At 72.4% G+C, this 22,042-nt stretch carries 25 protein-coding genes; 8 read left to right on the top strand and 17 right to left on the bottom strand.

Annotated features, from left to right (window positions below):
- Positions 1-25 precede the first annotated feature (25 nt).
- Positions 26-499 carry a carboxymuconolactone decarboxylase family protein gene (locus E1267_RS08535; protein WP_132331532.1) on the bottom strand — a complete coding sequence of 158 codons (474 nt, stop codon included), beginning with the start codon at positions 497-499 and terminating at the stop codon, positions 26-28.
- Between the two features lie 348 nt (positions 500-847).
- Here E1267_RS08535 and E1267_RS08530 point away from each other — a divergent pair, with 348 nt between their 5' ends.
- Positions 848-1,861, top strand: a complete 1,014-nt coding sequence (locus E1267_RS08530; RefSeq protein ID WP_132331530.1) for a hypothetical protein — start codon at positions 848-850, stop codon at positions 1,859-1,861.
- 140 nt (positions 1,862-2,001) lie between these two features.
- Here E1267_RS08530 and E1267_RS08525 read toward each other — a convergent pair whose 3' ends face one another.
- The 5 genes from E1267_RS08525 to E1267_RS44145 form a co-directional block, all read right to left on the bottom strand.
- The gene (locus E1267_RS08525; RefSeq protein ID WP_132331528.1) at positions 2,002-3,093 is read right to left on the bottom strand and encodes a VLRF1 family aeRF1-type release factor; all 1,092 of its coding nucleotides are present in this window, start codon (positions 3,091-3,093) and stop codon (positions 2,002-2,004) included.
- Between the two features lie 265 nt (positions 3,094-3,358).
- The gene (locus E1267_RS08520; protein ID WP_246063620.1) at positions 3,359-4,474 is read right to left on the bottom strand and encodes an acyltransferase family protein; all 1,116 of its coding nucleotides are present in this window, start codon (positions 4,472-4,474) and stop codon (positions 3,359-3,361) included.
- Between the two features lie 65 nt (positions 4,475-4,539).
- Positions 4,540-4,707: a hypothetical protein gene (locus tag E1267_RS46215; RefSeq protein WP_246063618.1), complete on the bottom strand. Its 168-nt coding sequence runs from the start codon at positions 4,705-4,707 to the stop codon at positions 4,540-4,542.
- Positions 4,683-5,300, bottom strand: coding sequence for an AMP-binding protein (locus tag E1267_RS08515; RefSeq protein WP_132331526.1), 618 nt, complete (start codon positions 5,298-5,300; stop codon positions 4,683-4,685). Before E1267_RS08515 ends, E1267_RS46215 begins: the two co-directional genes overlap by 25 nt.
- A 382-nt stretch (positions 5,301-5,682) precedes the next feature.
- Positions 5,683-5,844, bottom strand: coding sequence for an ATP-binding protein (locus E1267_RS44145; protein WP_165959514.1), 162 nt, complete (start codon positions 5,842-5,844; stop codon positions 5,683-5,685).
- Between E1267_RS44145 and E1267_RS08510 the strand changes: the two genes are divergently transcribed.
- Positions 5,779-6,138 (top strand): pyridoxal-phosphate dependent enzyme, encoded by a 360-nt coding sequence (locus E1267_RS08510; RefSeq protein WP_246063624.1) that lies wholly within the window; start codon positions 5,779-5,781, stop codon positions 6,136-6,138. The two genes, E1267_RS44145 and E1267_RS08510, sit on opposite strands and share 66 nt — an antisense overlap.
- 28 nt (positions 6,139-6,166) lie before the next feature.
- Here the strand turns inward: E1267_RS08510 and E1267_RS08505 are convergent, their stop codons facing one another.
- Both E1267_RS08505 and E1267_RS08500 read right to left on the bottom strand, forming a co-directional pair.
- Positions 6,167-6,691, bottom strand: coding sequence for a pyridoxamine 5'-phosphate oxidase family protein (locus tag E1267_RS08505; protein WP_132331525.1), 525 nt, complete (start codon positions 6,689-6,691; stop codon positions 6,167-6,169).
- Positions 6,692-6,779: 88 nt separating this feature from the next.
- Complete coding sequence (locus E1267_RS08500; RefSeq protein WP_132331523.1) at positions 6,780-7,538, bottom strand: hypothetical protein; 759 nt, start codon at positions 7,536-7,538, stop codon at positions 6,780-6,782.
- Positions 7,539-7,659: 121 nt separating this feature from the next.
- Here E1267_RS08500 and E1267_RS08495 point away from each other — a divergent pair, with 121 nt between their 5' ends.
- Positions 7,660-8,451 carry a RibD family protein gene (locus E1267_RS08495; RefSeq protein ID WP_132331521.1) on the top strand — a complete coding sequence of 264 codons (792 nt, stop codon included), beginning with the start codon at positions 7,660-7,662 and terminating at the stop codon, positions 8,449-8,451.
- Positions 8,452-8,486: 35 nt separating this feature from the next.
- Here E1267_RS08495 and E1267_RS08490 read toward each other — a convergent pair whose 3' ends face one another.
- From E1267_RS08490 to E1267_RS08470, 5 genes are read right to left on the bottom strand one after another with little or no spacing between them, the layout of a single operon-like run.
- A complete protein-coding gene (locus E1267_RS08490; RefSeq protein WP_132331519.1) occupies positions 8,487-11,186 on the bottom strand; it encodes a sugar-binding protein in 2,700 nt (899 codons plus the stop codon).
- Between the two features lie 15 nt (positions 11,187-11,201).
- On the bottom strand, positions 11,202-12,002 hold the full coding sequence (locus E1267_RS08485) for a carbohydrate ABC transporter permease (protein WP_132331517.1): 801 nt from the start codon (positions 12,000-12,002) through the stop codon (positions 11,202-11,204).
- Entirely contained in the window at positions 11,999-12,895 is an 897-nt protein-coding gene (locus E1267_RS08480) for a carbohydrate ABC transporter permease (RefSeq protein WP_132331515.1), read from the bottom strand. Before E1267_RS08480 ends, E1267_RS08485 begins: the two co-directional genes overlap by 4 nt.
- Positions 12,892-14,289 (bottom strand): extracellular solute-binding protein, encoded by a 1,398-nt coding sequence (locus tag E1267_RS08475; RefSeq protein WP_132331513.1) that lies wholly within the window; start codon positions 14,287-14,289, stop codon positions 12,892-12,894. Before E1267_RS08475 ends, E1267_RS08480 begins: the two co-directional genes overlap by 4 nt.
- A gap of 4 nt (positions 14,290-14,293) precedes the next feature.
- The gene (locus E1267_RS08470; protein WP_132331511.1) at positions 14,294-15,520 is read right to left on the bottom strand and encodes a PfkB family carbohydrate kinase; all 1,227 of its coding nucleotides are present in this window, start codon (positions 15,518-15,520) and stop codon (positions 14,294-14,296) included.
- Positions 15,521-15,651: 131 nt separating this feature from the next.
- On the opposite strand from E1267_RS08470, the gene E1267_RS08465 reads away from it, so the two are divergent.
- From E1267_RS08465 to E1267_RS08450, 4 genes are all read left to right on the top strand, one after another.
- Entirely contained in the window at positions 15,652-16,410 is a 759-nt protein-coding gene (locus E1267_RS08465) for a DeoR/GlpR family DNA-binding transcription regulator (protein WP_132331509.1), read from the top strand.
- 9 nt (positions 16,411-16,419) lie between these two features.
- Positions 16,420-17,763, top strand: coding sequence for a 6-phospho-beta-glucosidase (locus tag E1267_RS08460; protein WP_132331507.1), 1,344 nt, complete (start codon positions 16,420-16,422; stop codon positions 17,761-17,763).
- A gap of 224 nt (positions 17,764-17,987) precedes the next feature.
- A complete protein-coding gene (locus E1267_RS08455) occupies positions 17,988-18,383 on the top strand; it encodes a helix-turn-helix domain-containing protein (protein ID WP_132331505.1) in 396 nt (131 codons plus the stop codon).
- 31 nt (positions 18,384-18,414) lie between these two features.
- The gene (locus E1267_RS08450) at positions 18,415-18,777 is read left to right on the top strand and encodes a DUF4180 domain-containing protein (protein WP_132331503.1); all 363 of its coding nucleotides are present in this window, start codon (positions 18,415-18,417) and stop codon (positions 18,775-18,777) included.
- A gap of 3 nt (positions 18,778-18,780) precedes the next feature.
- On the opposite strand, the gene E1267_RS08445 is transcribed toward E1267_RS08450, so the two are convergent.
- The 4 genes from E1267_RS08445 to E1267_RS08430 all read right to left on the bottom strand — a co-directional run bounded on the left by E1267_RS08445 (position 18,781) and on the right by E1267_RS08430 (position 21,609).
- Positions 18,781-19,560: a TetR/AcrR family transcriptional regulator gene (locus tag E1267_RS08445; RefSeq protein ID WP_132331501.1), complete on the bottom strand. Its 780-nt coding sequence runs from the start codon at positions 19,558-19,560 to the stop codon at positions 18,781-18,783.
- A 46-nt stretch (positions 19,561-19,606) separates the two neighbouring features.
- Entirely contained in the window at positions 19,607-20,449 is an 843-nt protein-coding gene (locus tag E1267_RS08440; protein WP_132331499.1) for an LLM class flavin-dependent oxidoreductase, read from the bottom strand.
- Positions 20,450-20,548: 99 nt separating this feature from the next.
- Positions 20,549-20,827, bottom strand: coding sequence for a hypothetical protein (locus E1267_RS08435; protein WP_132331497.1), 279 nt, complete (start codon positions 20,825-20,827; stop codon positions 20,549-20,551).
- A 110-nt stretch (positions 20,828-20,937) separates the two neighbouring features.
- Positions 20,938-21,609: a class I SAM-dependent methyltransferase gene (locus E1267_RS08430; RefSeq protein ID WP_220449381.1), complete on the bottom strand. Its 672-nt coding sequence runs from the start codon at positions 21,607-21,609 to the stop codon at positions 20,938-20,940.
- Between the two features lie 163 nt (positions 21,610-21,772).
- Here E1267_RS08430 and E1267_RS44140 point away from each other — a divergent pair.
- On the top strand, positions 21,773-22,042 hold a 270-nt coding region (locus tag E1267_RS44140; protein WP_165959513.1), incomplete at its 3' end, for a hypothetical protein.

Raw genomic sequence — 22,042 nt, 5'->3', positions numbered from 1 at the left:
GGCCGCGTTCCTTCCCCCGATCTGGTTACCCGAACTGGCCGGGCTGGTAGTCGCCGGCCGGCTGCTGGGTGATGACGTTCAGGCGGTTGAAGGCGTTGATGGTGGCGATGAGCGTCACCAGGGCGGTGAGCTGCTCCTCGTCGTAGTGCTTGGCGACGTTCGCCCACACGTCGTCGGAGACACCGCCGGCAGCGTCCGCGAGGCGGGTGCCCTCCTCCGCCAGCTCCAGGGCGGCGCGCTCGGCCTCGGTGAACACCGTGGCCTCCCGCCAGGCCGCGACCAGGTTGAGCCGCACCGAGCTCTCCCCGGCGTGCGCGGCGTCCTTGGTGTGCATGTCGACGCAGAAGGCGCAGCCGTTGATCTGGCTGGCGCGCAGCTGCACCAGCTCCCGGGTCGTGGCCGGCAGGCTGGAGTCCTTGACCGCCTGGCTCACTCCGATGAAGTGCTTCAGCGCCTTGGCCGCGAAGTCGTTGCCGAACAGGTTGAGACGAGCGTTCATGGTGTGCTCCTTGTCGTTGTCGCTGGTCATACCCCATTGACGGAGCGGCCCGGCGAAGTGTGACAAGGACGGATGTGACATGGGCCACCGGCTCGCACGAGGCCCGGGCCAGTCGCCGGCGATCTTACGGACCTCCCGGGTGGCGTCCTGGACGGCGGATGTTGTTTCCGCGACGAAGCGCGTGGCGCTGGCGGCGGTCGGCAAACGCCCACTGCCGTGCTACCTCGCCCATTCGGTCGCCCACCTGATCAACAGGCCCGCCGCGAAACGCCGCTCTCTCTGGAGGCGGTATGGGGACGGTAGGAAAACCCGGTGCGAGGGCGTCCGGAAAACCGCCACGATAGGTCGATGAGTGAGGCGTCCGACCATAGTGAAGATCTGCCGGCGGCGCGGACGCGTGAGCGTTGGCTCGGCCGGATCCTGCGCGAGGGAGCCGTTCCCGAGGTGCTGGATGTGCTGGCCGAGCGGTTGTCCCCCACCGATCTGCAGACGCTGCTGATCGAGGTCTCCCGCCGGCGTGCCGCCGCGGTGACGCCCGCGCGCCTGCTGAAGGCCTATGAGGACAACCGCTTCACCCGGCCGTCGCCGCTGGACGCCGGTGAGCTGGCACGCCTGGAGGCTATGGTGCTCCGGCGGCTCGGCCGGCATGCCTTCACCGCGGTGCAGTTGTCGCCGCTGTGCCCGCTGGGCACCGTCTCGTCGGTGGCCACCGCGGACCAGAACAAGGTCGTCACCACGGTCCGTACCTCGGAGGTCGTCGCGGACGTCACCAACGTGCTGGCTCTGGAGTGCGCGGTACGCCGGCGGGACCTGCTCGGGGCCGATCCGCGCTCACGCCGGCGGGTCCGGCTCGGGGCCGTTCACCGCGTGGTGCGTGCCCAGGCCTTCGGGCCGGGCATGGCGGCGCACTTCTCGCTGCTGGGCCTGTGTACCGCCGGTCGCGACGAGGGCTCGTTCGCCTTCGAGACGGCCGCCCTGACCGAGCAGATCGGCGTCCACCTCGACCTCCTGCGGGAGGCACGCGCCCTCGGTTACGAGGCCACGAAGGTGCGCGTGTCCGTCACGGACCTGACCGGCGGGCGCCACCGCCGGGCGCTGCGCGAGAAGGTCCTGGACCGGCTCGCGCAGGAGCACCCCGGTACCGGGTTCGCCTTCGACGACGACCGCGCCGCCGGCCGCGGCTACTACGGCGGCGTATGCTTCGGGATCCGCGCCGCCACTCCGGCCGGCGACGACGTCGACCTCGGCGACGGCGGATCGGTCACCTGGACCGCCGGCCTGCTCGGCAACGCCAAGGAACGCCTGATGATCAGCGGTATCGGCCTGGAACGCCTCTGCGCGGCCTTCCGCCCGCCGGATTGAGCCCGCACCGGATGCGCCGGGTGGAGCCGGTCGAGGACCCGTTCCGCCATGCCCACGATCGTGGTGTCCCCGATCCCGCCGATCGCGCCGGGGATGCGCTGGGTTGCGCAGGCCCTCGACGTGAAAGAGTGCGCGACCGCTCACCAGCGCAGCATCGCCGCCACTCCGCCCGCCTCGGCGAGCTCCTCCGCCGCTCGGGTCTCCAGCACGGTGACGTCGCCTCCGTGCTCGAAGGCTAGCTCGAACATCTCCTCCTTCAGCTCCTCGGGGGCGACGGCGACGGGATCGGCGTTCCACCCGCCCGCCGGGTCGAGCAGCAGGTGCTCGACCCGGCCCTGCCGCAGAAGGGAGAGGATGTCGTCGAGGCCCACCGCGCCGTTACCGCCCGACAGGGCCAGGTCCCGGGCGCGTACGGCCAGGGCGGCGTCATGCCTGGCCCGCACCTCGTCGAGTGTGGGGCGGACGAACTCCAGCACCTCCGACGGCGACAGAGCGGGATCGAGCACGGCGTCCACCTGGACGATCTCCCTGTCCGCCGGCAGCGCCTCGCCCAGCACCGAGGTGTCGCGGGGATCGCCCACCAGCAGCAGCGTCTCCCAGCCCAGCCGCCGGGCCTGCCCGGCCACGTGCGGGGCCGACTCGCGCAGGAACCTGGTCAGGTGCTCCTCCACGCGCTGGTCGAAGCGGTCGGGGTGGATGACGCGCCGGGAGAGCCCCGGCAGCGTCGCCTCTCTGGACGAGCCCGCCGTCGCCAGGTCGAAGCCGACCGGCTCCAGCTCGTCGGCCAGGCCGTAGCGGCAGTCGAACAGCCGCACGCCGTCACGCCCCACCCTGACCACCCCGGCGGGCTTGTCGGCCTGTACGGCGGTCACGAGCGGCAGCAGATAAGCGTGTTCCTTCAGCACGGCGAGGACACCCGCCGGGAGCTGAACCCACGCGGTACGCACCTCCTCACCGGCCACCTGCGCGAACAGGGCACGCCCGAGACCGGGACCGGCCGGGTCGAGCAGCTCGGTGATCCGCGGCTCCAGCAGGTCGAGGCGCAGGTCCACGAGCCTGGCCCGCTCCTGGTCGGAGCCTGCGGCCAGCTCCTGGCGCAGCGCGGCGATCTCGTTGCGCAGCCGGGTCCGACCGGCCTGCGTGCCCGGCTCCATCGTGGTGTAGAGCGACAGCACACCGACCTCGTCGCCGAAGGCCGCCAGCTCGCGTAGATCTGCCTGGTCGAACACCATGACGCGCTCACCTCCGTAGGCAGGAGCCCTTGGTCAGGGCCCCGGCGGTGCGGGGGTCCGTACATTTTACCCGCGCTGCCCGTCGCCCCTGGTCAGCGGCCTTCAGGAGCGCTGCGTGCCCCAGCCCCAGAGGCGCCTGAAGCACGGGTCGCGGGACCTACCGGCACCTTGTTCGGGGCGTTCTGTATCCGATCACGAACGTGACGATCCAGATCGTGACGGAACGGCCGCTCCTCACACGCGGCGCTTTTCGCGGGTGCCGAGCTCAGCGACCTGCCCCTTTCCGAGGTCGGCGGGCGGCAAGCTCCACCCTGGCGAACACGACGGCCAGCACGGCCAGCACGGCCGACGGGGCCAGCAGCCATAGCCAGCGCTGTGCCCACCAACCGGCGGTCGGCTCCGCCGCCAGCGTGCCACCAAGCCCTTCATAGGCCCACAGCACCACCAGGTACGCCGTCATGTGCCAGAGAAAGATGGTCAACGCGACCACGTTGAGGGCCACGACCGGCTTCCAGACGGCCGGTCGGCGCAGCAGGCGCTCGGCGGCCGGCGTGATGAGGACCAGCAGCCCGAGCTGGAAGACGGCCAGGGCGGCGATGGCGGCGTTGGTCGGGAAGATGTTGGATTCGGCGGCGCCGGTGGTGGACACCATCGACAGGGGGTAGCCCACTCCCACGGTCAGCCCGACCAGCCCGGCCAATCCGGCTCCGGCGACCGCCAGCCGCTGCGCCGGCGGCCTGCGCCCCAGCTCCCAGCCGCGCCAGGCGTAGCCGAGCTGGTGGCAGAACAGCCACACCAGGGCGGCGGTCACCCAGCCCGCCCAGGCCAGGCCGGCGCCGCGGTGCGCCACGCTGCCGAGGGCGATCAGCAGCACGAGCGCCACCAGGACGCCGGCTCCGTAGCGGTCGTGCAGGCGCACGGTGATCGGCACGGCGGCGATCAGCAGGCCGTACACGCCCAGGAACCACAGCGGCGTCAGGTAGCCGGGGAACCACTCCCACATCCATCGATGCGACCCGGGCAGGGCGGCCGCGATCAGCTCGCCGGCGAGCCAGACCACGGCCCAGACGGCGGCCGGCCACAGCAGCCGGCGCAGCCGGTCCCGGACGAACCGGCCGGCGGTCGTCCCGCGTTCCCGAGCCCGTTGCCGGCCGACCAGGTTGGCGTACCCGCCGACCAGGAAGAACACCGGCATGATCTGCAGCACCCAGGTGGCCAGCCAGCCACCGGGCACGGCATGGATCGGGTTGGGCATGGTCAGGCTGCCGTCGGCGGTGCGGTGGGTGACCGACAATGTCCAGTGCCAGAGGGTGACGACCACGACGCACAGCGCACGGGCGGCGTCGACCACCCGGTCACGGGACGCCGGCGTGGACGCCACCAGTCGATCCAGCGTCGATCGCGCCCCCGCGACGCGGCGGATCCGCCGGTCCTGGCGTCTGGTGCTCAGCGGTACAGCTCCTCGATGTCGGCCGCGAAGTCCTTGTGGACCATGGCACGCTTGACCTTCATGGTCGGGGTCAGATATCCGTTCTGCTCGGTCAGGTCGACCGGAAGTATCCGGAACCTGCGGATCGACTCGGCCCGGCTCACCGTCGTGTTGGCCTCGTCCACGGCCGCCTGCAGCGCGGCCAGCAGGTCAGGATCGTCGCGAAGCTCGGCCGCGTCCTGCTCGGGCCGGCCGGCGGCCCGCTTCCACGACGCCAGCGCCTCAGTAACCCTGGAACACGATCGGGCCTTTGATCAGGATCTCGCCGTCGTCGGCGATCCGGACCTCGACCCCGGGCAGGGGCGGCCCCACCGTGCCGATCTTCTGCGCGGTGACGAGTCTCGTGCTCGACCACCGCCGCGACGGGGCCGGCGTCCTGCAGCACCCAGCGGACCTGCTCGGCCGAGGAGGTCTCGTAGATCGGGACCGGCGGCGCCGCCACCGTCCACAGGGCGTAGTCCACCAGCGTCCCCTCGTAGCTGGTGGCGGCCAGCAGCGCGATCCGATCGCCGGGCTGGATCCCGGCGGCGAGGAAGCCGGCCGCCAGGCTGCGAACGTCGGCCGCGAACCGCCTCGCCGTCACGGGACGCCAGCCGCCGGTCGACCGGCGCCGGAACAGGGCCATGTCGCTGTCCACCCGGTCGCTGGCGAAGACCACGTCGGCGAGCCGGGCGTCGGAGGCGACGGTCATCGGGGCAGGGACGGCATGGACCCGCATCGCTCATCTCCCCTGTGCGGAAGCGGCCGCCCCAGGTGGCGCCGGTGAACTGCGGCACCGGGCGGCGCGTGTACGGCGGCGTAAAGCAGCCAATTGGCCTGATTCCCCAGGTAACCGGGTGCACACTTGACAGGCGAAGTCTGTACGGCGCCGGTCGCCGCGCGGGAACCAGCACCCTGCGCTCCGGCGACGCCGGCCCCGCCATCGGCCACGCCCGCCATGTCGAACCATGATCAGGGAGACGGTTGCCGGCCGGAATGCCCGCGCCGTGATCTGCTCAACGGGCCCGACCGGTTGCCTTCTTCCCCCACATCGGAGCCGCCATGTGGGGCAAACCCACGCAATGCTGCAACGTCGCCTGTATACGCGAGGACGGCATCCATTAACGGAAGCCGTCGCCCTCCGGGCCGGCCGTGAGCGAGCCACCGAGCAGCTCGGCGCGTTCCCGCATGCCGACCAGGCCGTGACCGGCGCCGTCCTGCACCGGCGCCGCGCCGCCGTCGTCACGGACCTTCCGCTCATACCAGCCGCCTACGTTGCGCAAGGTGACCGTGACCGCCGCGCGGCGCCGAGCTGGGGCTGCCGCCACCCCGTCCCCGCGGCCCTGGACGACCTTCTCCAGGTGGCCGACGACGCCGTCCTGGTGCGGGAGTCGTCGATCGTCGCGGGCATGCGGATGCTCCTGGAGGACGCCGGGCCCGTCGCCGAACCCTCCGCCGCCCTCGGCGTCGCCGCCGTCATGGAGGACCGTGACCGCTTCGCCGGGCGCCACGTGGCCACCATCGTCTGCGGCGGCAACGTCGCCCTGGACGCCTACCACCGCTGGGTCCGCACGTGAGGTCCGGGGCGTCGTACCGGGCCGCCGGTCAGGCGGGCTCGGCGGTGAAGCCCCACCGGGTGTGGCTGAATCCCTCCGTCTTGCCGAACCCCAGTGCCTGTGCCGGTACGACCTCGTACACCAGCGGTTCGTGCCCGTGCATGCGGAAGACGCCGTCGTCGCCGACCTCGGCGGCCCAGGCGCTGCCGTACTTGGCGGTGTGGGCGTCGGCCACCCGGCGCAGCACCTGCACGTCGCGCACCGGGACGGCGTCGCCGTGCAGGACGATGTCGAGGCCCTCGTTCCACCGGTTGCACCCCGTGGTCACCGCGCAGTGCGGGCCGGCCGCGAGGTTCTTCGCCTTCTGCTCCTCCGGCCCGGTGGAGAAGTAGAAGGCGTCGTCCAGCCAGACCCCGACGACCGGCGTGACGTGCGGCCGCCCGTCAGGCCGGACGGTGGACACCCAGAACAGCTCCGCGTTCCCGAGGGCGGCGACGGCGTCCTGCCACGGGATCGCCTCGGCGTTGTCGCTGCTGTAGCGCGGATCGATGGTGGTTTCGGGTGTACGGACCATGATTCCCCCCCCGGGCCCTCGGCGGACCACGCCGGTCACCTCCGCTACCCAGCACGCGGCATCCGGAACGGGGACCGCGGCCGGCCCGTCAGCCGGCCGTGTTCGATAATCCTACTGAGTGACCCTCTTCCCGGATGTGGAACACCGTGCCGTGGAGCCCGAGGGGCGTCAGCCGCACCGCGTCGTCCTCGACCGCGACGACGCCGTACTCGGCGAGGGGCTCCAGTGTCGAGGCGAGCGGGTCGCCTTGGTGAGTCGCGACGGTGTCCCAGGAGATTTGCCCGGTATGCTCCGCGGCGGCCCGGCGCAGCTCGCTGACGGGCACGCCGCCCGGCGTCCGGAGCAGCGTGACCAGCAACGCGGGGACGAGGTCGTGGAACGCGTCGTTAAAGTTGGGCAGGGCGTCCTCGCCGTCGGGGTCCTGATCGAGCAGCTCGTCGTCGAGAGGCTCGATCGGGATTTGGTCGGTGACGTTCCCGACGAGGACGCCGTACATGCCCGCGGCCCACGTCTCTGCCGCCTCGGCATCGGGGACGTCCGGCCAGGCGACACCGCGGGGCGTCGCGAAGAAGCCCTCTTTGACCTCCAGGAAGCCGGCATCGGCCGCGAGCGTGAACATCTTGCCCTCCTCCTCGGAGATGTCCGGGGGCGGGAGGTCGCCCGGGTCGTACCCGAGATCCCGGGCGCTTCTGGCGTATTCGGCCGCCCGCCGCAACCCGGGACTCCGTCTCGCGCCCGCGGCCAGCTCACGCAGGCCGGCGAGACGCACGGGAGGGAGCGTGGCGAGCACGTCGGCGTGAAGATCGAAGAACGCCGGGGCGGGCGGCTCGAAATCGTCAAGATCCATCCGGTCAACGTACTGAGCCCCGCCGGCGCACGCCACGGTTTCGATGACCCACGCGAAACTGTCGGTGCCACTCGATAGGAAGGAGACCGCACGTCCCCGGGCAAGAGGAGGGGGAGCCGTCATGGACGAGACGCCCCGGCCACGCGTCGTGGTCTCCGTGTCGACGTCGGTCGACGGGCGCGTGACACTCCGTCGCGACCGCCTGCTGATGGACGACAGCGCCCACAGGATCTGGCGGTCCATGCAGCCGGAGGGGGCGCAGGCGGCCGAGGACGCGCGTTCGTCGCTGCTGGCAGGCCTGCATGGGCCGCAGGCGGTCCTGGAAGGGAGCGGATCGCTCGTCACCGACTCCGCCGGGCCGCTGACCGGCCTGCCCGAGGAGTTCGACGAGCCGGTGGACGCGCTCCACACGGACTTCCTGCCCGAGGAGGTCGCCGAGCGGCCAGGGCACGAGAAGTGGTTCGCGGTCGTCGACAGCCGCGGCCGGGTGCGGTGGTCCATGAAGCGCGACGGCGAATACGACCTGCTGGTGCTGGTGGCCCGTGCCACGCCCGCGCCCTATCTGGCCCATCTGCGCCGGGAGCGGATCCCCTACCTGGTCGCCGGCGGCGAACGTGTCGACCTCGCCGCCGCCCTGCGGCGCATGCGGGAGAAACTCGGGGTCACCTGTGTCGTCTCGACGGCGGGGGGCGGCCTCAACGGCGCGCTGCTGCGGGCCGGCCTCGTCGACGAGATCCAGTTGCTCGTCATCCCAGCGGCCATCGGCGGGCTGGGCACGCCGACGCTCTTCGACGGCCCGGAACTCGCCGACGGGGAGGTCCCGACCCGGCTGCGGCTGCTCTTCGCCCACGTCGGCGGCGACGGGATGCTCTGGCTGCGCTACGACGTGGTCCGCGAGCCCGCCCCGGGGTGACACACCCGGGGCGGGGCGCGGTCCGCTGCCTTACGTCAGCGCACGCTCACCTGTGAGACGGCCGTCCCGTCGCCGGAGGCCTCCCACCCGGCCACGACCTTCGCACCGGGGCCCAGGGCCCGGTCCGGTTTCACCGTCACGGTCGTCGTCCCCTGGTGGGGCACGGTGACGACGCGGCCGCCCGCCGTCCCCTGGCCGTCGCGGACGAACAGGTGCGCCTTGCCCGCCGCCCGCGCCCGCAGCCGCACCTTCACCGCGCCCTCGGCGCGCGCCGCGGAGACGACCTGGCCGCCGCGCGAATGCCTGGCCGCGGGGCCGCCGGCCAGCGGCACGTGCACGCGTACCGCCTGCTCCAGCGACTGCGGCGAGTCGAGGCTGGACAGGGCCGTGTCGGGGATCACCGGGTCGGCGGGCGTGGTCGGCCGGTCCGCCGGCGGCTCGTACCCGGGCAGCGTCGCCACGCCCCACCGGTACGGGTCGCCCTGCACGCCGCCCCACGTCGACCACCCGATCCGGGTCTGGCCGGTCTTGTCCTGGGTGTCGGAGTCGTACACCAGGATGTTGAGCCCGAGGCGCTCCGGGTCGACGGCGGCGGGCAGCACCTCCATCGGGATGGACATCTCCACCGTGTACGCGCCCTCGGACACCGCCGAGGCCACCCGCATGCCGGGAGCGGTCTCCTCACCGGGACCCTGGCGGTTGTCCGCGTCCCGCAGGAAACACGGCGGGCCCTCGGCGGTCACCGGCAGCACCGCGGCCTTGAACGTCGTTGAGGTGTTCTCCGAGGTGCCCCGCGGGTCCAGGGTGATCTCCACCGCGTCGGTGCGCCAGTGCCGCTTGCAGTCGGAGGCGGGCAGCCGCGTGCCGAGCACGTCGTCCTTCACGTGCACCAGCAGGTACAGCGTGTCGTCGCGCCAGGCCGCCCTGGCCGTGCCCGAGCAGTCGGCGGCCGAGGAGCAGGCGTCGCCCTCCCACAGGCGGGAGACGTCGAGGGCGGCGCCGGAGTACTCGCCGTCACCCTCGGCGCCGTCGACGTCCGGCGCGGAACCGGCCTGCGGGACGGTGGCCGCGGGCACGAGCTCCAGCGCCGGCCTGCTCGTGCTGGAGCCGTCCTCGCTCGTGGTGGTGATGGTGTAGGCGTAGTCGCCGCCTTCGTTCGAGGTCTTCAGCGACGGGTCGGAGTTGGTGACGGTGAACGGCACGGTCGCCGACTCGCCCGCCGCCAGATCGTCGAAGGCGGCCTCGGCGCGGTCTGCGGTGAAGCCGTCGGGCAGGCCGAGGCGTACGGTGCCCGACCGGGTGTCCTCGCTCACGTTCGTGACCACGACGCCGACCTGCCGGGACCCGCCCGACGGCAGCGTGAGGACCGGGGTGACCAGGCCGCGCAGCTGCGGCACGCCCACCTCCTCCACCCAGGTGCGGAACTGGGCGACCTGGGGGAGCGGCTGCTGCTCACCGCGTACGGACGGGCTGAGCTCGACCTGGCGGTCGGTGTAGCCGCGGCCCCGCTCGGTGCTCAGCGTGGCCGCGAGACGGGCGCGCTCGCCCGCGCCGCCCTCGGGAGGCGTCACCGTGAACGTCGCGTCGCCGGTGCGGCCGGCGCCGATCCTGCCGAGGTCGCCGGACCCGCTGACCTGCCAGCCGTCCGGCACGCGCAGCGCCACGGACGAGCGGCCCAGCGCCGTGCGCGGAGGAGCGGTCGCGGTGACCTCGACCGTGAACGCGGTCCCCGGGCGCACGTCGAACGTCTCCGAGCGCAGGGCGAACAGCGTGCCGAGCGGTACGGCGTCCTTCGCCCTGGTCAGCGAGCCGTCGAGGACGGCCGTGGGGGCCGCCGCGGCGTCGGTGCCCGGCTCGGGGAACGGCACCCGGGCGTCCACCTGCGTGAAGAAGTCGCATTCGAGCTGAGCGGGGTCGGTCGGCACGTCGGGGAAGCCGGCCCAGCCCTGGGAGGCGTACGTGCGCTGCGCCTCACGCTCGACGGCGGCCCAGGTGGCGCCCCGCGCGGCGGAGGCGCGCCCGCTCCACACGCCGTAGACGTTCTGCGCCGGGTTGTCGGGGCGGAACGTGGAGGCGCAGTCGGGGCCGTTCCTGGAGGTGCCGCGCCCGCCGCCGGTCAGCAGCCGGGCGGGCGCGAACGGCCGCAGCTCCTCCCGGCTGATCTGGTGGGGGAACGCCTTCGGGTCGGCCGCCGCGTAGAACGCCTCGACGGCCAGCCGCGCGGCCAGCTGGTGGTTGCCGTGGTTGCCGGGCGTGGGGGCCGGGTCCATGGTCAGCAGGATCTCCGGCCTGGTCGTGCGGACGACCCTGACGACCTTCTCCAACGTGTCGCCGCCCCACACCTGGTCGGTCAGCGGGGCACTCACCGTGTAGTAGAAGTCGACGTCGTCGAGGTTGAACACCTCGCGCACCCCCGCCTTGCCCACGGCCGTACGCTCCTCCGCCTCGCGCAGCAGGCCGAGCGCCGGGCCCTCCTCGGGCCCGACCGCGTTGCCGCCGCCCTCGCCCCTGGTCACGGTGACGACGCCGGTGCGCACGCCGTGGTCCTCGTTCCACTGCCCGAGCGTCGACAGGCTGAAGGCCTCGTCGTCGGGGTGTGCGCCGACGAACAGCGCGTCGAGGTCCACGGGGGAGTCGGGACCGGCCGGGCCGGCCGCGCCGGCCGGTGCGGCCGGCAGGAGAGCGAGTAGGACGGCGGCCGTCACGGCCAGCCGGCCCACGGCTGTAGCATGCATGGAACCTCCGGATGACTACTCGCGGACCGCCCCCTGGAGCAGCCCGCGGACGAAATGGCGCTGGAGGAACAGATAGAAGATCACGACAGGGGTGGCCACGATCACCGAGCCGGCCGCGAGGAGGGTGAAGCCTGAGGTGTACTGGCCCTGGAAGAAGGCCAGGCCCAGCGGCGCCGTCCGCAACGACTCGCTGGTCACCATGATCAGCGGGATGAGGAACTCGTTCCAGGTCCACATGAAGATCAGCAAGGTCAGGGTGACGACGGCGGGCCGGGCCGGCGGCAGCAGCACCCGCCACAGGATGCGCCAGCTCGACGCGCCGTCGATGCGCGCCGCCTCGACGATCGCCCGGTTGCTCGCGCGGAAGTACGCCCGCATCCAGAACGTGCCGAACGCCACCGACAACGCGACCTGTGGCAACGTCACCGACCAGAACGTGTCGATCAGGCCGAGGGTGCGCAGGTCGAAGTAGAGCGGGACCGCGATGGCCTCGCTCGGCATCATGATTCCGAGCAGGAACAGGTAGAACAGCGCCGACTGGCCGCGAAAGCGCATCGTGCCGAACGCGTACCCGCTCATGATAGACAGCACCACGCTGACGATCACGACGAACCCCGACACCAGCAGGCTGCTGCGCAGGTAGGTGCCGAAGTGCCCGATCTCCCACGCCGCGGCGAAGTTGCCGAACCCCGACGTCCCGCCGGTGTCGGCGGGGCCGAGAGCGGCTGACAGGATCGTCACGATGGGGAAGAGCGCGAACGCGGCGAACGCCGACAGGATGACGTAGTTGGCCACCCGCTCCCCTCGCGAGATCACGTGGTGCTCCTGTCCGCGAACCGGTTGATGCCGAACGAGATGGCGAAGATCACGATGGTGAGCGTCACGCCGATGGCCGCCGCCGAACCCACCTGGCTGAGCCCGAAGGCCCGGTGGTACACCTCGTACGACGGCACCGACGTGGAGTCGCCGGGGCCGCCGCGCGTGGTGACGTACACCAGGTCGAACGTGCGCAGCGCGGCGATCACGGTCAGCGTCAGCGCCACCGCGATCTCCCCGCGCACCGACGGCAGCGTGACGGCGAAGAACTCCTTGACGGCCCCGGCGCCGTCGAGCCGGGCCGCTTCGTACAGCTCGCCGGGAATGCGGCTCATCCCCGCCAGCAGCAGCACCGTCACCAGCCCCGTCTCGAACCACGTGCCGACCACCCCGACCGAGGGCAGCGCGAACGTGTGGTCGCCCAGCCAGCCCCGCGTCAGCGAGTCGAGTCCGAGCGCGCCGAGCAGGGCGTTCAGCGTGCCGTCTGGGGCGTAGATGCGACGCCAGGCGACGGCCACCACGACCATGGCGATCACCTGCGGCAGGAACACCACGGTGCGGAAGAACCCGAGCCCGCGCACCTTGGCGTGGTGCAGGATGGCCGCCAGCGCCAGCCCGACGGCCAGCGGCACGACCGCGTAGAACACGATGAGCACCAGGGCGTGCCCGAAGGCGGCCCGCAGCCCCTCGTCGGTGACGATCGCCACGTAGTTGTCCAGGCCCGCCCAGCGGCCGAGCGACAGCCCGTCCCAGTCGAAGAACGACAGGTGGACCGCGCGGCCGATCGGGTAGAGCAGGAACGCCGCGTAGACCAGGAACGCCGGAAGCAGGTAGAGGTAGGCGACGCGGCGCGGCTCCCCGGGGGGCCGCGCCGCACCGGAACGCTGGGTCACCCGTTGCTCTCAGCGAACGTCTTGTAGTCCTTCTCCAGCGTGGCGAGGAACTCCTGCGGGCTCGCCTTCTCGGCCAGCAGGTCCTGCAGCGCCGCGCCCAGCGTGTCGGCGAACGTCGGAGTGGCGTAGTCGAGGTAGGGGACCAGCCCGTTCTCCGCGCTCACCGTGCCGAACGCGGTGAAGACGTCCTGCTGCGGGCCCTCCGGCACCTTCTGCGCGGCCGTGTCGGCGACGGGCAGGTTGCCGGTGTCGGTGAGCACCTTCATCGCCTCGGCGCTGGTGATGAAGTCGATGTACGCCGCCGCCGCGTCCGGGTGCGGGCTCTTCGCCGTGATGGCGAACGGCAGGCCGGTGCCCCCGGTCGCGACGGGCGCCGCGCCGACCGTGGCGCCGGGCGGCAGGATGAAGCCGACGTCGTCGCCGAGGTTCTTCTGCAGGTCGGCGAGGAGCCACGTGCCGGCGATCATGAAGACGCCCTCGCCCTTGCCGAACGCCTGCCAGGCCGGGTCGTAGCCCTGCCCGTTGAAGCCCTTGTTGAAGTAGCCCTTGCCGACCCAGTCGACGAGCTGCTGGGCGGCCTTGGTGTTCTCGGGTGTGTTCCACGAGGCGCCCTTGCGGCCGAAGGCCAGCGTACGGATCTGGTCGGCGGGCACGTCGCGGCTCTGCACGGTGCCGAACACGTGGACGGCGGGCCACTTGTCGAGGTTGCCCAGCTGCATCGGCACCTCGCCGGCCGCCTTGGCCTTGGCCAGCGCGGCCTGGAACTCCTCCCAGGTCTTCGGCGGCTCGAGGCCGAGCTCGGTCAGCTTGGCGGCGTTGTAGAAGATGCCGACGACCTCGCCGACCTGCGGCAGGCCGTACAGGTTGCCGTCGCCGAACACCTTGCCGTCGGCGCTGTAGCGCGAGTAGCGCAGCACCGACTCCGGATAGCGCTCCTTCCACCCGTACGCCTCGGCGTAGGCGTCGAGCGGCAGCAGCTGCCCCGCCTTGACGAACGCGCCCATCGCCGAGCGGCCGTTGTTGGCCTCCACCACGTCGGGCGGCTCGTTGCCGCTGAGCGCCAGGCGCAGGGTGGCGTTGAGGTCGTCGAAGGAACGGGACACCCGGTTGAGCTTGATATTGGGGTATTTCGCCTCGAACGCGGCGTTGAGCTGCTTCATCTGGGCCGCCTGACCGCCGCGTACCTCCTGGTCCCAGACGGTGAGGGTGACGTCGCCTAGGGTCGCGGCGTCGGTGCGGACCGCCGACGCGCCGGGCTGCGAGGGGGTGGCCGCAGGCGGGGCGGAGGAGCCGGGTGCGCACGCCGCGAGGGTCAGGGCCGCCGCGGCGAGCACGGCGAGTGTCCTGGAGCCCGGCGATCTCGTGGTCCGGCCTTCTCGCGTCGGGGCGATCATGGTGTTACTCCTTCTGCGCAGGCACGCGAGACGTGGCAGGGCCCCCGTCGCCGGGCTGGCCTGACGCCTCGTGGGGGTTGTGGTGCGGCTGCGTCCCGGCAGACCCGGGCGGCATGCCCACGTCGGCGTAGCGGGCGATGGTGGCCGCCGCGCGGCGGACCGCGCCCACCGGGACGGTGGGCACCAGCCGGTCGAGGAAGGCGTAGCGGCGGGCCAGCGAGCTGCCGTAGGCGCCGCTGTGGGCGGCGGCCGCGCGCACCTCGTGCCACCAGTCGGCGATGTCGCCCCAGCCCGGCGCGGCCAGCGAGCCGCCGAACTGCTGCACCGCCAGCCCCGCGCAGACCTCGGCGAAGGCCAGCCGGTCGGCGAGCGGCCAGCGGCACAGCGTGCCCAGCACCAGGCCGGCGCCGAAGACGTCGCCCGCGCCTGTGGGGTCGAGCGCCGTCACCCGCGGCGCCGGGACGAACGCCTCCTCGCCCGTCATGGAGTCGATGGCCATGGCGCCGTTGGCGCCGTCGGTCACCACCGCGAGCGGCACCTTGTCGGCGATCGCGTAGAGAGCGTCGCGCGGGGTGTCGGCGCCGGTGTAGGCCATCGCCTCGATCGCGTTGGGCATGAACGCGTGGCAGAAGGACAACTGCTCGAGCATGGACGACGGCCAGGAGCCCGACGGGTCCCAGCCCACGTCCGCGAAGATGAGGGAGCCGTTGCGGTGCGCCAGCTCGGCCCAGCTGCACAGGCCGCCGGGCGAGCCGAGCGGCTCGTCGGGGGAGAGCGTCACGATCACGGCCCGCGAGGGTGGCGGCGAGCCGATCATCTCGGAGCTCGCCATGGGTGCGGGGTGGCCGTGCGTCACCATGCTGCGGTCGCGGTCGACCGCCATGGAGACCGTCACCGGCGAGTGCCAGTGCTCGAAGCGCCGCGACCTGGACAGGTCGACCGCCTCCTGCTCCTCCAGCGTGCGCCAGCAGAAGTCGCCGTAGTCGTCGTCGCCGAAGGCGGCGGCCAGCGAGGTGCGCAGGCCCAGCCGGCTGGTCGCGATGGCCAGGTTGGCGATGCCGCCCGGGCACGAACCCATGCCCTCGGCCCAGATCTCCGTCCCCGCGGCGGGCATGGCGGGCAGGCCCGTGAAGACGATGTCGAGGAAGACGGTGCCCGCCAGGAACACGTCGAACTGCGGACCCTCCGGGGTGCGCTCATCGGCGAGAGGGTCGTACGCCTGGGCAGACACGGGGATGGGGCCTCCTCGACACTCCGATTGTGGGAAATCTTGCACGTTTGCTCGGCTACTTCAAGTGCTTTGCCATTGGTTTTGCTCGAACATGCTCACTCCTGCTCGATTTTGACTGATACACTCGCGCCGTGCTTCAGCGCCTCCGGCATGCCGAGATCATGCGAAGGGTCCGGCTCTCCGGCGCGACCAGCGTCCGCGATCTCGCCAGCCAGCTCGGCGTGAGCCCGTCCACCATCCGCAGGGACCTCGAGGTGCTCGACCGCGACGGCACGCTCAGACGGGTCCGCGGCGGAGCCCTGGCCAGCGCCGACGCCGACGACGACCGTCCCTTCGCCGAGGTGGCCGCGGTCGACGAGCAGGACAAGGAGGCGGTGGCCGCCCGGGGCGCGCAGCTCGTCGCCGACGGCGAGGTGCTGCTGCTCGACATCGGGACCACCACGATGCGGCTGGCCCGCCGGCTGCGCGGCCGGCGCGTCACGGTGGTCACCTCCAGCCTGGCCGTGCTCGACGCGCTCCGCTCCGACACCGCGGTCGAGCTGCTGCTGCTCGGCGGTATGGTGCGCAGGACGTACCACTCGCTGGTCGGCGTGCTCACCGAGGCCGCGCTGAGCCAGGTCGTCGCCGACCGGGTGTTCCTCGGGGCCAGCGGCGTGCGGCCCGACGGGCAGCTCGTCGACACCACGCTCGCCGAGGTGCCGCTGAAGCGCGCCATGATCGCGGCGGCCGAGCAGGTGGTGCTGCTCGTCGACCGGCACAAGTTCCCCGGCACCGGCGCCCTGCGGGTGTGCGGGCCCGAGGACATCGACGTGATCGTCACGAACGAGGGCGCCGACAGGACGACACTGGACGCCTGCGCCGCGGCGGGCGCCCAGGTGCTTCTCACGTAAGGGGTTCGGATGAGACTGGCCGTCCTCGGCGGCGGAGGCTTCAGGGTCCCGCTCGTCTACGGCGCGCTGCTGCGCGACACCGCCAAGCCGCGCGTGGAGGAGATTGTGCTCCACGACGTGTCCGCCGAGCGGCTGGAGGCCGTGCGGCACGTGCTGCGCTCCATGGCCGCCCGGCACGACGACCCGCCCCGGGTGCGGGTCACCACCGACCTCGACACCGCGCTGCGCGACGCGGACTTCGTCTTCTCCGCCATCCGCGTCGGCGGGCTGGCGGGCCGCGTCGCCGACGAACGCGTGGCGCTGGAGCTGGGAGTGCTCGGGCAGGAGACGACCGGCCCCGGCGGCATCGCCTACGGCCTGCGCACCGTCCCGGTCGCGGTGCGGGTGGCCGAACAGGTGGCCGCCCTCGCCCCCGAAGCCTGGGTCATCAACTTCACCAACCCCGCCGGCATGATCACCGAGGCCATGCGCCAGGTGCTCGGCGACCGCGTCATCGGCATCTGCGACTCGCCCATCGGGCTGGTACGCCGGGCCGCCGCCGCGCTCGGGCTCGACCCGGCCCGCGTCTCGCCCGGATATGTCGGGCTCAACCACCTCGGCTGGTTGTGCGGGCTCACCCACCAGGGCGAGGACGCGCTGCCCCGCCTCCTCGCCGACGACGCCGCACTGCGGCAGGTGGAAGAGGCCCGCGTCCTCGGCGCCGACTGGGTGCGCGCGCTCGGCGCGATCCCCAACGAATACCTGTACTACTACTACTTCACCCGGGAGTCGGTCGCCGCCGTCTCCGGCCGCACCCGCGGCGAGACCTTGCTGCGCCAGCAGGACGACTTCTACGCGGCCGTACGCGCGCGGCCCGCGGACGCCCTGGACTCATGGGAGAGGGCGCGCAGGGAACGCGACGAGTCGTACATGGCCGAGGCCCGCGGCGTGACCGCCGCCGGCGAACGCGACGCCGCCGATCTGGAGGCGGGCGGGTACGAAGGCATCGCCCTCGCTCTCATGGCCGCCCTCGCGCGCGGGGAACCGTCCACCATGATCCTCAACGTGCGCAACGGCGGCGCGGTCGCCGGGCTGCCCGCGGAGGCGGTCGTGGAGATACCGTGCGCGGTGGGCGGCGGGGGAGTGCGGCCCCTGGCCACCAGTCCGCTCCCGGGCCGCTTCCTCGGACTGGTGCAGCAGGTCAAGGCGGTGGAGCAGACGGCCATCGAGGCGGCCCTGACGGGGTCGCCGCGGCTGGCGGCGGCGGCGTTCGCGCTGCACCCGCTGGTCGACTCGGTGACGGTGGCCCGCGACCTGCTCGCCGGCTACCGGGCCCGCATCCCGGAACTGGACACGGTCTTCTCCCGCCCCTGACCCGCGTACGGCGCGTGGCGCGCGTACCGCGGCCGGAGAGCTGCGGGTTCGTGGCCGCGCTGACCGAGCGCCACCGGCGGCCGGGCCTGGCTCGGTGTGGGCGCCGGCTACCACGAGGCCGAGGCGGCGGCCCTCGACCTGCCGCCGCCGTTCCGGCTCTGCGCCACCTTGAGCCCACTGAATGTCCCTATCACTCCCTGACCTACTCCATAATAGGGAGTGTTATGGAGCATTTCACCGTGGAGCAGGTGGCGACCCGGCTGGGGCTGCACGTCAAGACCGTGCGTAACTACGTGCGTGACGGACGGCTGCCCGCCGTGCGGGTCGGCAAGCGCTATCGCATCGCCAAAGAGGATCTGGAGGCGTTCACCGGCCTGCCGGTCGCGGCCCCCGCCCGGCGCGCCGAGGTGTCGAGCATCGTGCAGATCGACGGCATCGCCAGGAGCGACATGGACCGCGTCAGCACGATGGTCCTGGGGGCCCTGTCCGGCGGGCCGCGCGGGCTGCGCGCGGAGTTCGTCCACGACGAGGAACGCTCCCACCTGAAGATCATCATCCTGGGCCGGCTCGAGGAGACCGCCCAGGTGCTGCGGATCGTCGACGCCCTCGTGCGCGACTGACCGTGCCGGCCCCAACTGGAGGAAGACCACCATGCCCGACCTTTACGTCTGCGACCCGGACGGCGAGCCCCTGCGCGAGGCCCGCGACGCCATCGACCTGATCGGCGAGGCCTGGGGGCGCCGCGCCACCTGGGTCGCCGTCCCCGTGGAACGCCTGCACGACGACTTCTTCGTCCTCCGCAGCGGGGTCGCGGGCGAGTTCGCGCAGAAGTTCGTCAACTACCGGATCGGCCTCGCGGTGGTCGGCGACATCTCCCGGCACGTCACGCCCGGCTCGGCGCTGGAGGCCTGGGTGACCGAGTCGAACCGGGGCGAGCACCTCTGGTTCGTACGCGACCTCGACGAGCTGTCCGAGCGGCGCTCCGGCCGCGATGACCCCGCCGCACCGCGCTGACGGTCAGCCGGACTTCACGGCCGCCTCGATGCCGTCGAGGAGCACGGCCAGGCCGACGGCGAACGTCTCGCCGACCCGGTGCTCCAGGTAGGGCTCGTCCGTCGCGGGCTCGTTGTCCTCCGACTCCACCCACGTCACCATGGGGTAGCTGGCGGCGAAACCGGGCGCCACCTCCTCGAGCAGCGACGAACGCGCCCGCCACCACTCCTCGTCGGACACCCCGGTCGCCGACGGCGCCAACCGCGACTCGGAGACCGTGCGCGCCGCACCTCGTACGAAGTCGGACAGCAGCGCCACGACGCCCCGCAACCGCCGCGGCCCGAGGCCGGTCTCGCGCAGGATCCGGACCAGGCCGTCCAGCATCGCGAACTCGTTCGGCCCCAGCACCGGCCGCGCCTGAGACACCTGCAGCACCCACGGATGCCGCAGGTAGAACGCCAGCACATGCTCGGCCCACGACGTGACCGCCGGCCGCCACCCGCCGCCCAGGTCGTGCTCGGCGGGCAGCTCCGCCAGCACCCGGTCGTACATCAGGTCGACCAGTTCGCTCTTGCTCGGCACATACGTGTAGAGGGCCATCCCGGTGCGGCCGAGCCGCTCACCCACCCTGCGCATGGACAGCGCCGCCATGCCCTCGCTGTCGGCCACGGCGATGGCGGCGTCGACGATCGTGTCGACGCTCAGCCCAGGCTTGGGGCCGGGCCGCACCTCGCCCGGCTCTCCCGTGCGCCACAGCAGTGCCATCGAACGGCGCGCGTCACCCTGCCCGGCGAAGACGACCAACGCGGAACTCCCCACGCGGAAAGAACTCTTTACGCCATAAACGCTATCAGCGGGCGGTCCTGCGGGCGGCCACCGCCGCGATCATCTCCCAGGCCGCCTCCGGGTGGAGCGTCTCGCCGGGGTCGCCGGAGAAGGGGTCGAGCAGGACGCTTTCCGCGCCGAGCAGACGCAGTTGCTCGAGGTCGTCGGCGACCTGGTCGATCGTGCCCTCGCCCGCGAGCCGGTCGGGGCCCGTGACGGGCGAGGTGGTGATCCGCAGCAGAATCCTGGGCGCCAGGTCGGGAGTGGGCCGCCCGTGCTCGGCCGCGAGGTCTTTCAGCCGGGGCCATGTCTCGCGCAGGTAGGACATGGTGTTCCTGAGCGGGTGCCAGGCCTCGCCGAACCGGGCCGCCCTGCGCAGGGCCGCGTCGCTGTTGCCGCCGACCCAGATCGGGATGTCGCCGGCGCGGTAGTCGCGCTCGTCGGCCCAGGCCGCGCGGATCGCCGCGAGATGCTCGTCGGTCAGCCGGCCGCGCCGCTCGTGCGCCACGCCGAGCGCCTCGAACTCCTGCCGCGCCCACCCGGCCCCGACGCCCAGCACCAACCGCCCGCCGCTGAGGTCGTTGAGGTTGGCCGCCATGCGGGCCACGAGCAGCGGATGCCGGTAGGGGACGATCAGCACGGTCGTGCCGAGGGCGATGTGGCCGGTGCATCCGGCGAGCCACGCCAGCGTGGTGAATGGCTCGTAGAAGGGGGCCGGATATTTCCGCGCCACGTCGGGGGTGATCACCACGTGGTCGGAGACCATGAGCAGGTCATAGCCCAGCCCCTCCGCGGTCTGCGCCCATCGCCGCAGGATGCCGGGGTCGGTGCCAGGGCCGAAATTGGGGACGTTCACACCAAGTCGCACCCGGTCAGGCTATCGAACGCGAACGACTCGGCGACGCACCGGAAAAGCCGAGGTCCCGGCGCCCCGCCTGGCGGGGCGCCGGGACCAGGAGGCGGGAGATCAGCGCCTGAGCCAGTCGAAGACCCAGCTGCGCTCGTCCCGGTCCGGGTTGCCGCGCCAGTCGTGGTGATGGTGGTGGCGGCCGGGGACGCAGGCGTCGATGTCGCGAGTGCCGGCGAACCTTCCGTGCTCCGTCACGTGGTGGTAGGTCGAGTCTTCGTTCACCGCGAGGTCACAGTGGCGCGGGTTGTGGCCGGAGGCGGCAGCGGCCGCGCCGGCCCCGAACACCACGGCCGCCGCGGCCAGTGCACCGCCGGTGGCGATGAGGGTACTTCTCATGATCTCCCCCTGTAATCACGAAAGTGACATCGGCCATCACTATACGTAGCGATCTTGTAGGAGCAAGAAGCGCCACGCCTGTTTTGATCAACAGGGGCGCCAGCGCGGGCCTACGGCTTGACCGCCCGCACGTAGCACAGCAGCGGCCACAGGTCGCCCTCGGCCTGCACACGGAACCCGGCGGCCCGAACCAGGGCGCCCGCCTCACCCGGGTCGCCCGCCTCACCCGGCCCGCTCACCGGCCCGCTCACCGGCCCGCTCACCGGCCTGGTGAGCGGGCCGGTGAGCCGGCGCACCAGCGGCCGCCGCGGCGGGCGGAGCTCCGCGATCAGCAGCCGGCCGCCCGGCCGCAGCACGCGGAACATCTCCCGCACGGCGGTCTCCCGCGCCCCGGGAGGGATGTGGTGCACGGCGAGGCTGGAGACCACCACGTCGAACGGCCCGCCGGGCACGTCCAGCGCCTGCCCCTCGCCCACCAGGTAGACGCAGTTCGCGGGGGAGCGGTGGCGGGCGTAGGCGATCATCCGCGGGGCCGGGTCCACGCCGACGACCCGGCCACCCGGCGCGACCAGCGGAGCCAGACGGCGAGTGAGGTAGCCGGTGCCGCAGCCCACGTCCAGCACCCTCTCGCCGGGTCCGGCGCCGGCCAGGGCGGCCAGTTGCGTGAACACCAGCCGCCGGCGCCCCGCGTAGCCCAGCCGGGAGAGCAGCTCGTAGGCGCGTGGATGGTCGATGGTGCCGGAATGCTCGTGGTGGTGGCGCAGGAGCTTTCCGCGACCCATGCCGGTCACCTCCTGTTCGGTCGGCACCACATCAGCCTGCCCCGCCGGCGGTCAGGCAAGCAGCGCGGGGTGAGGGCGATCACGCCGGCGACGCGGTGCGAGGGCTGGGGCGCGATCATGACGCCGCCGTCCGCCGCGTCGCCCGTACGGCCGCCAGGTAGGCGTGGATGGCGTCGCGGTTGCGGGACAGGCAGTCGATGCGCTGCTGGATGCGGTCCGCCTCGGCCTCCAGAAGGCCGACGAGCTCGGGTGTGAGGCACTCCGGGTGCAGGTCGATCTTGCCGGGCCCGTCGAGGAACGGGAGGATGCGGCGGATGATCTCCGTCGTGAGCCCCGAGTCGAGCAGGCCGCGGCGTTCACGGCGGTGATGACGGAATTGCTGCCCGCCGGGTTGCTGCCGCAGATGTCAGTGGCGCTGGGGGTGCCGGAAGGG

Source organism: Nonomuraea longispora (assembly GCF_004348345.1).
GTDB classification, from domain to species: Bacteria; Actinomycetota; Actinomycetes; order Streptosporangiales; family Streptosporangiaceae; genus Nonomuraea; species Nonomuraea longispora.
Note: the sequence above shows the minus strand (reverse complement) of the source record. Positions and strands in the feature narration are given on the sequence as shown.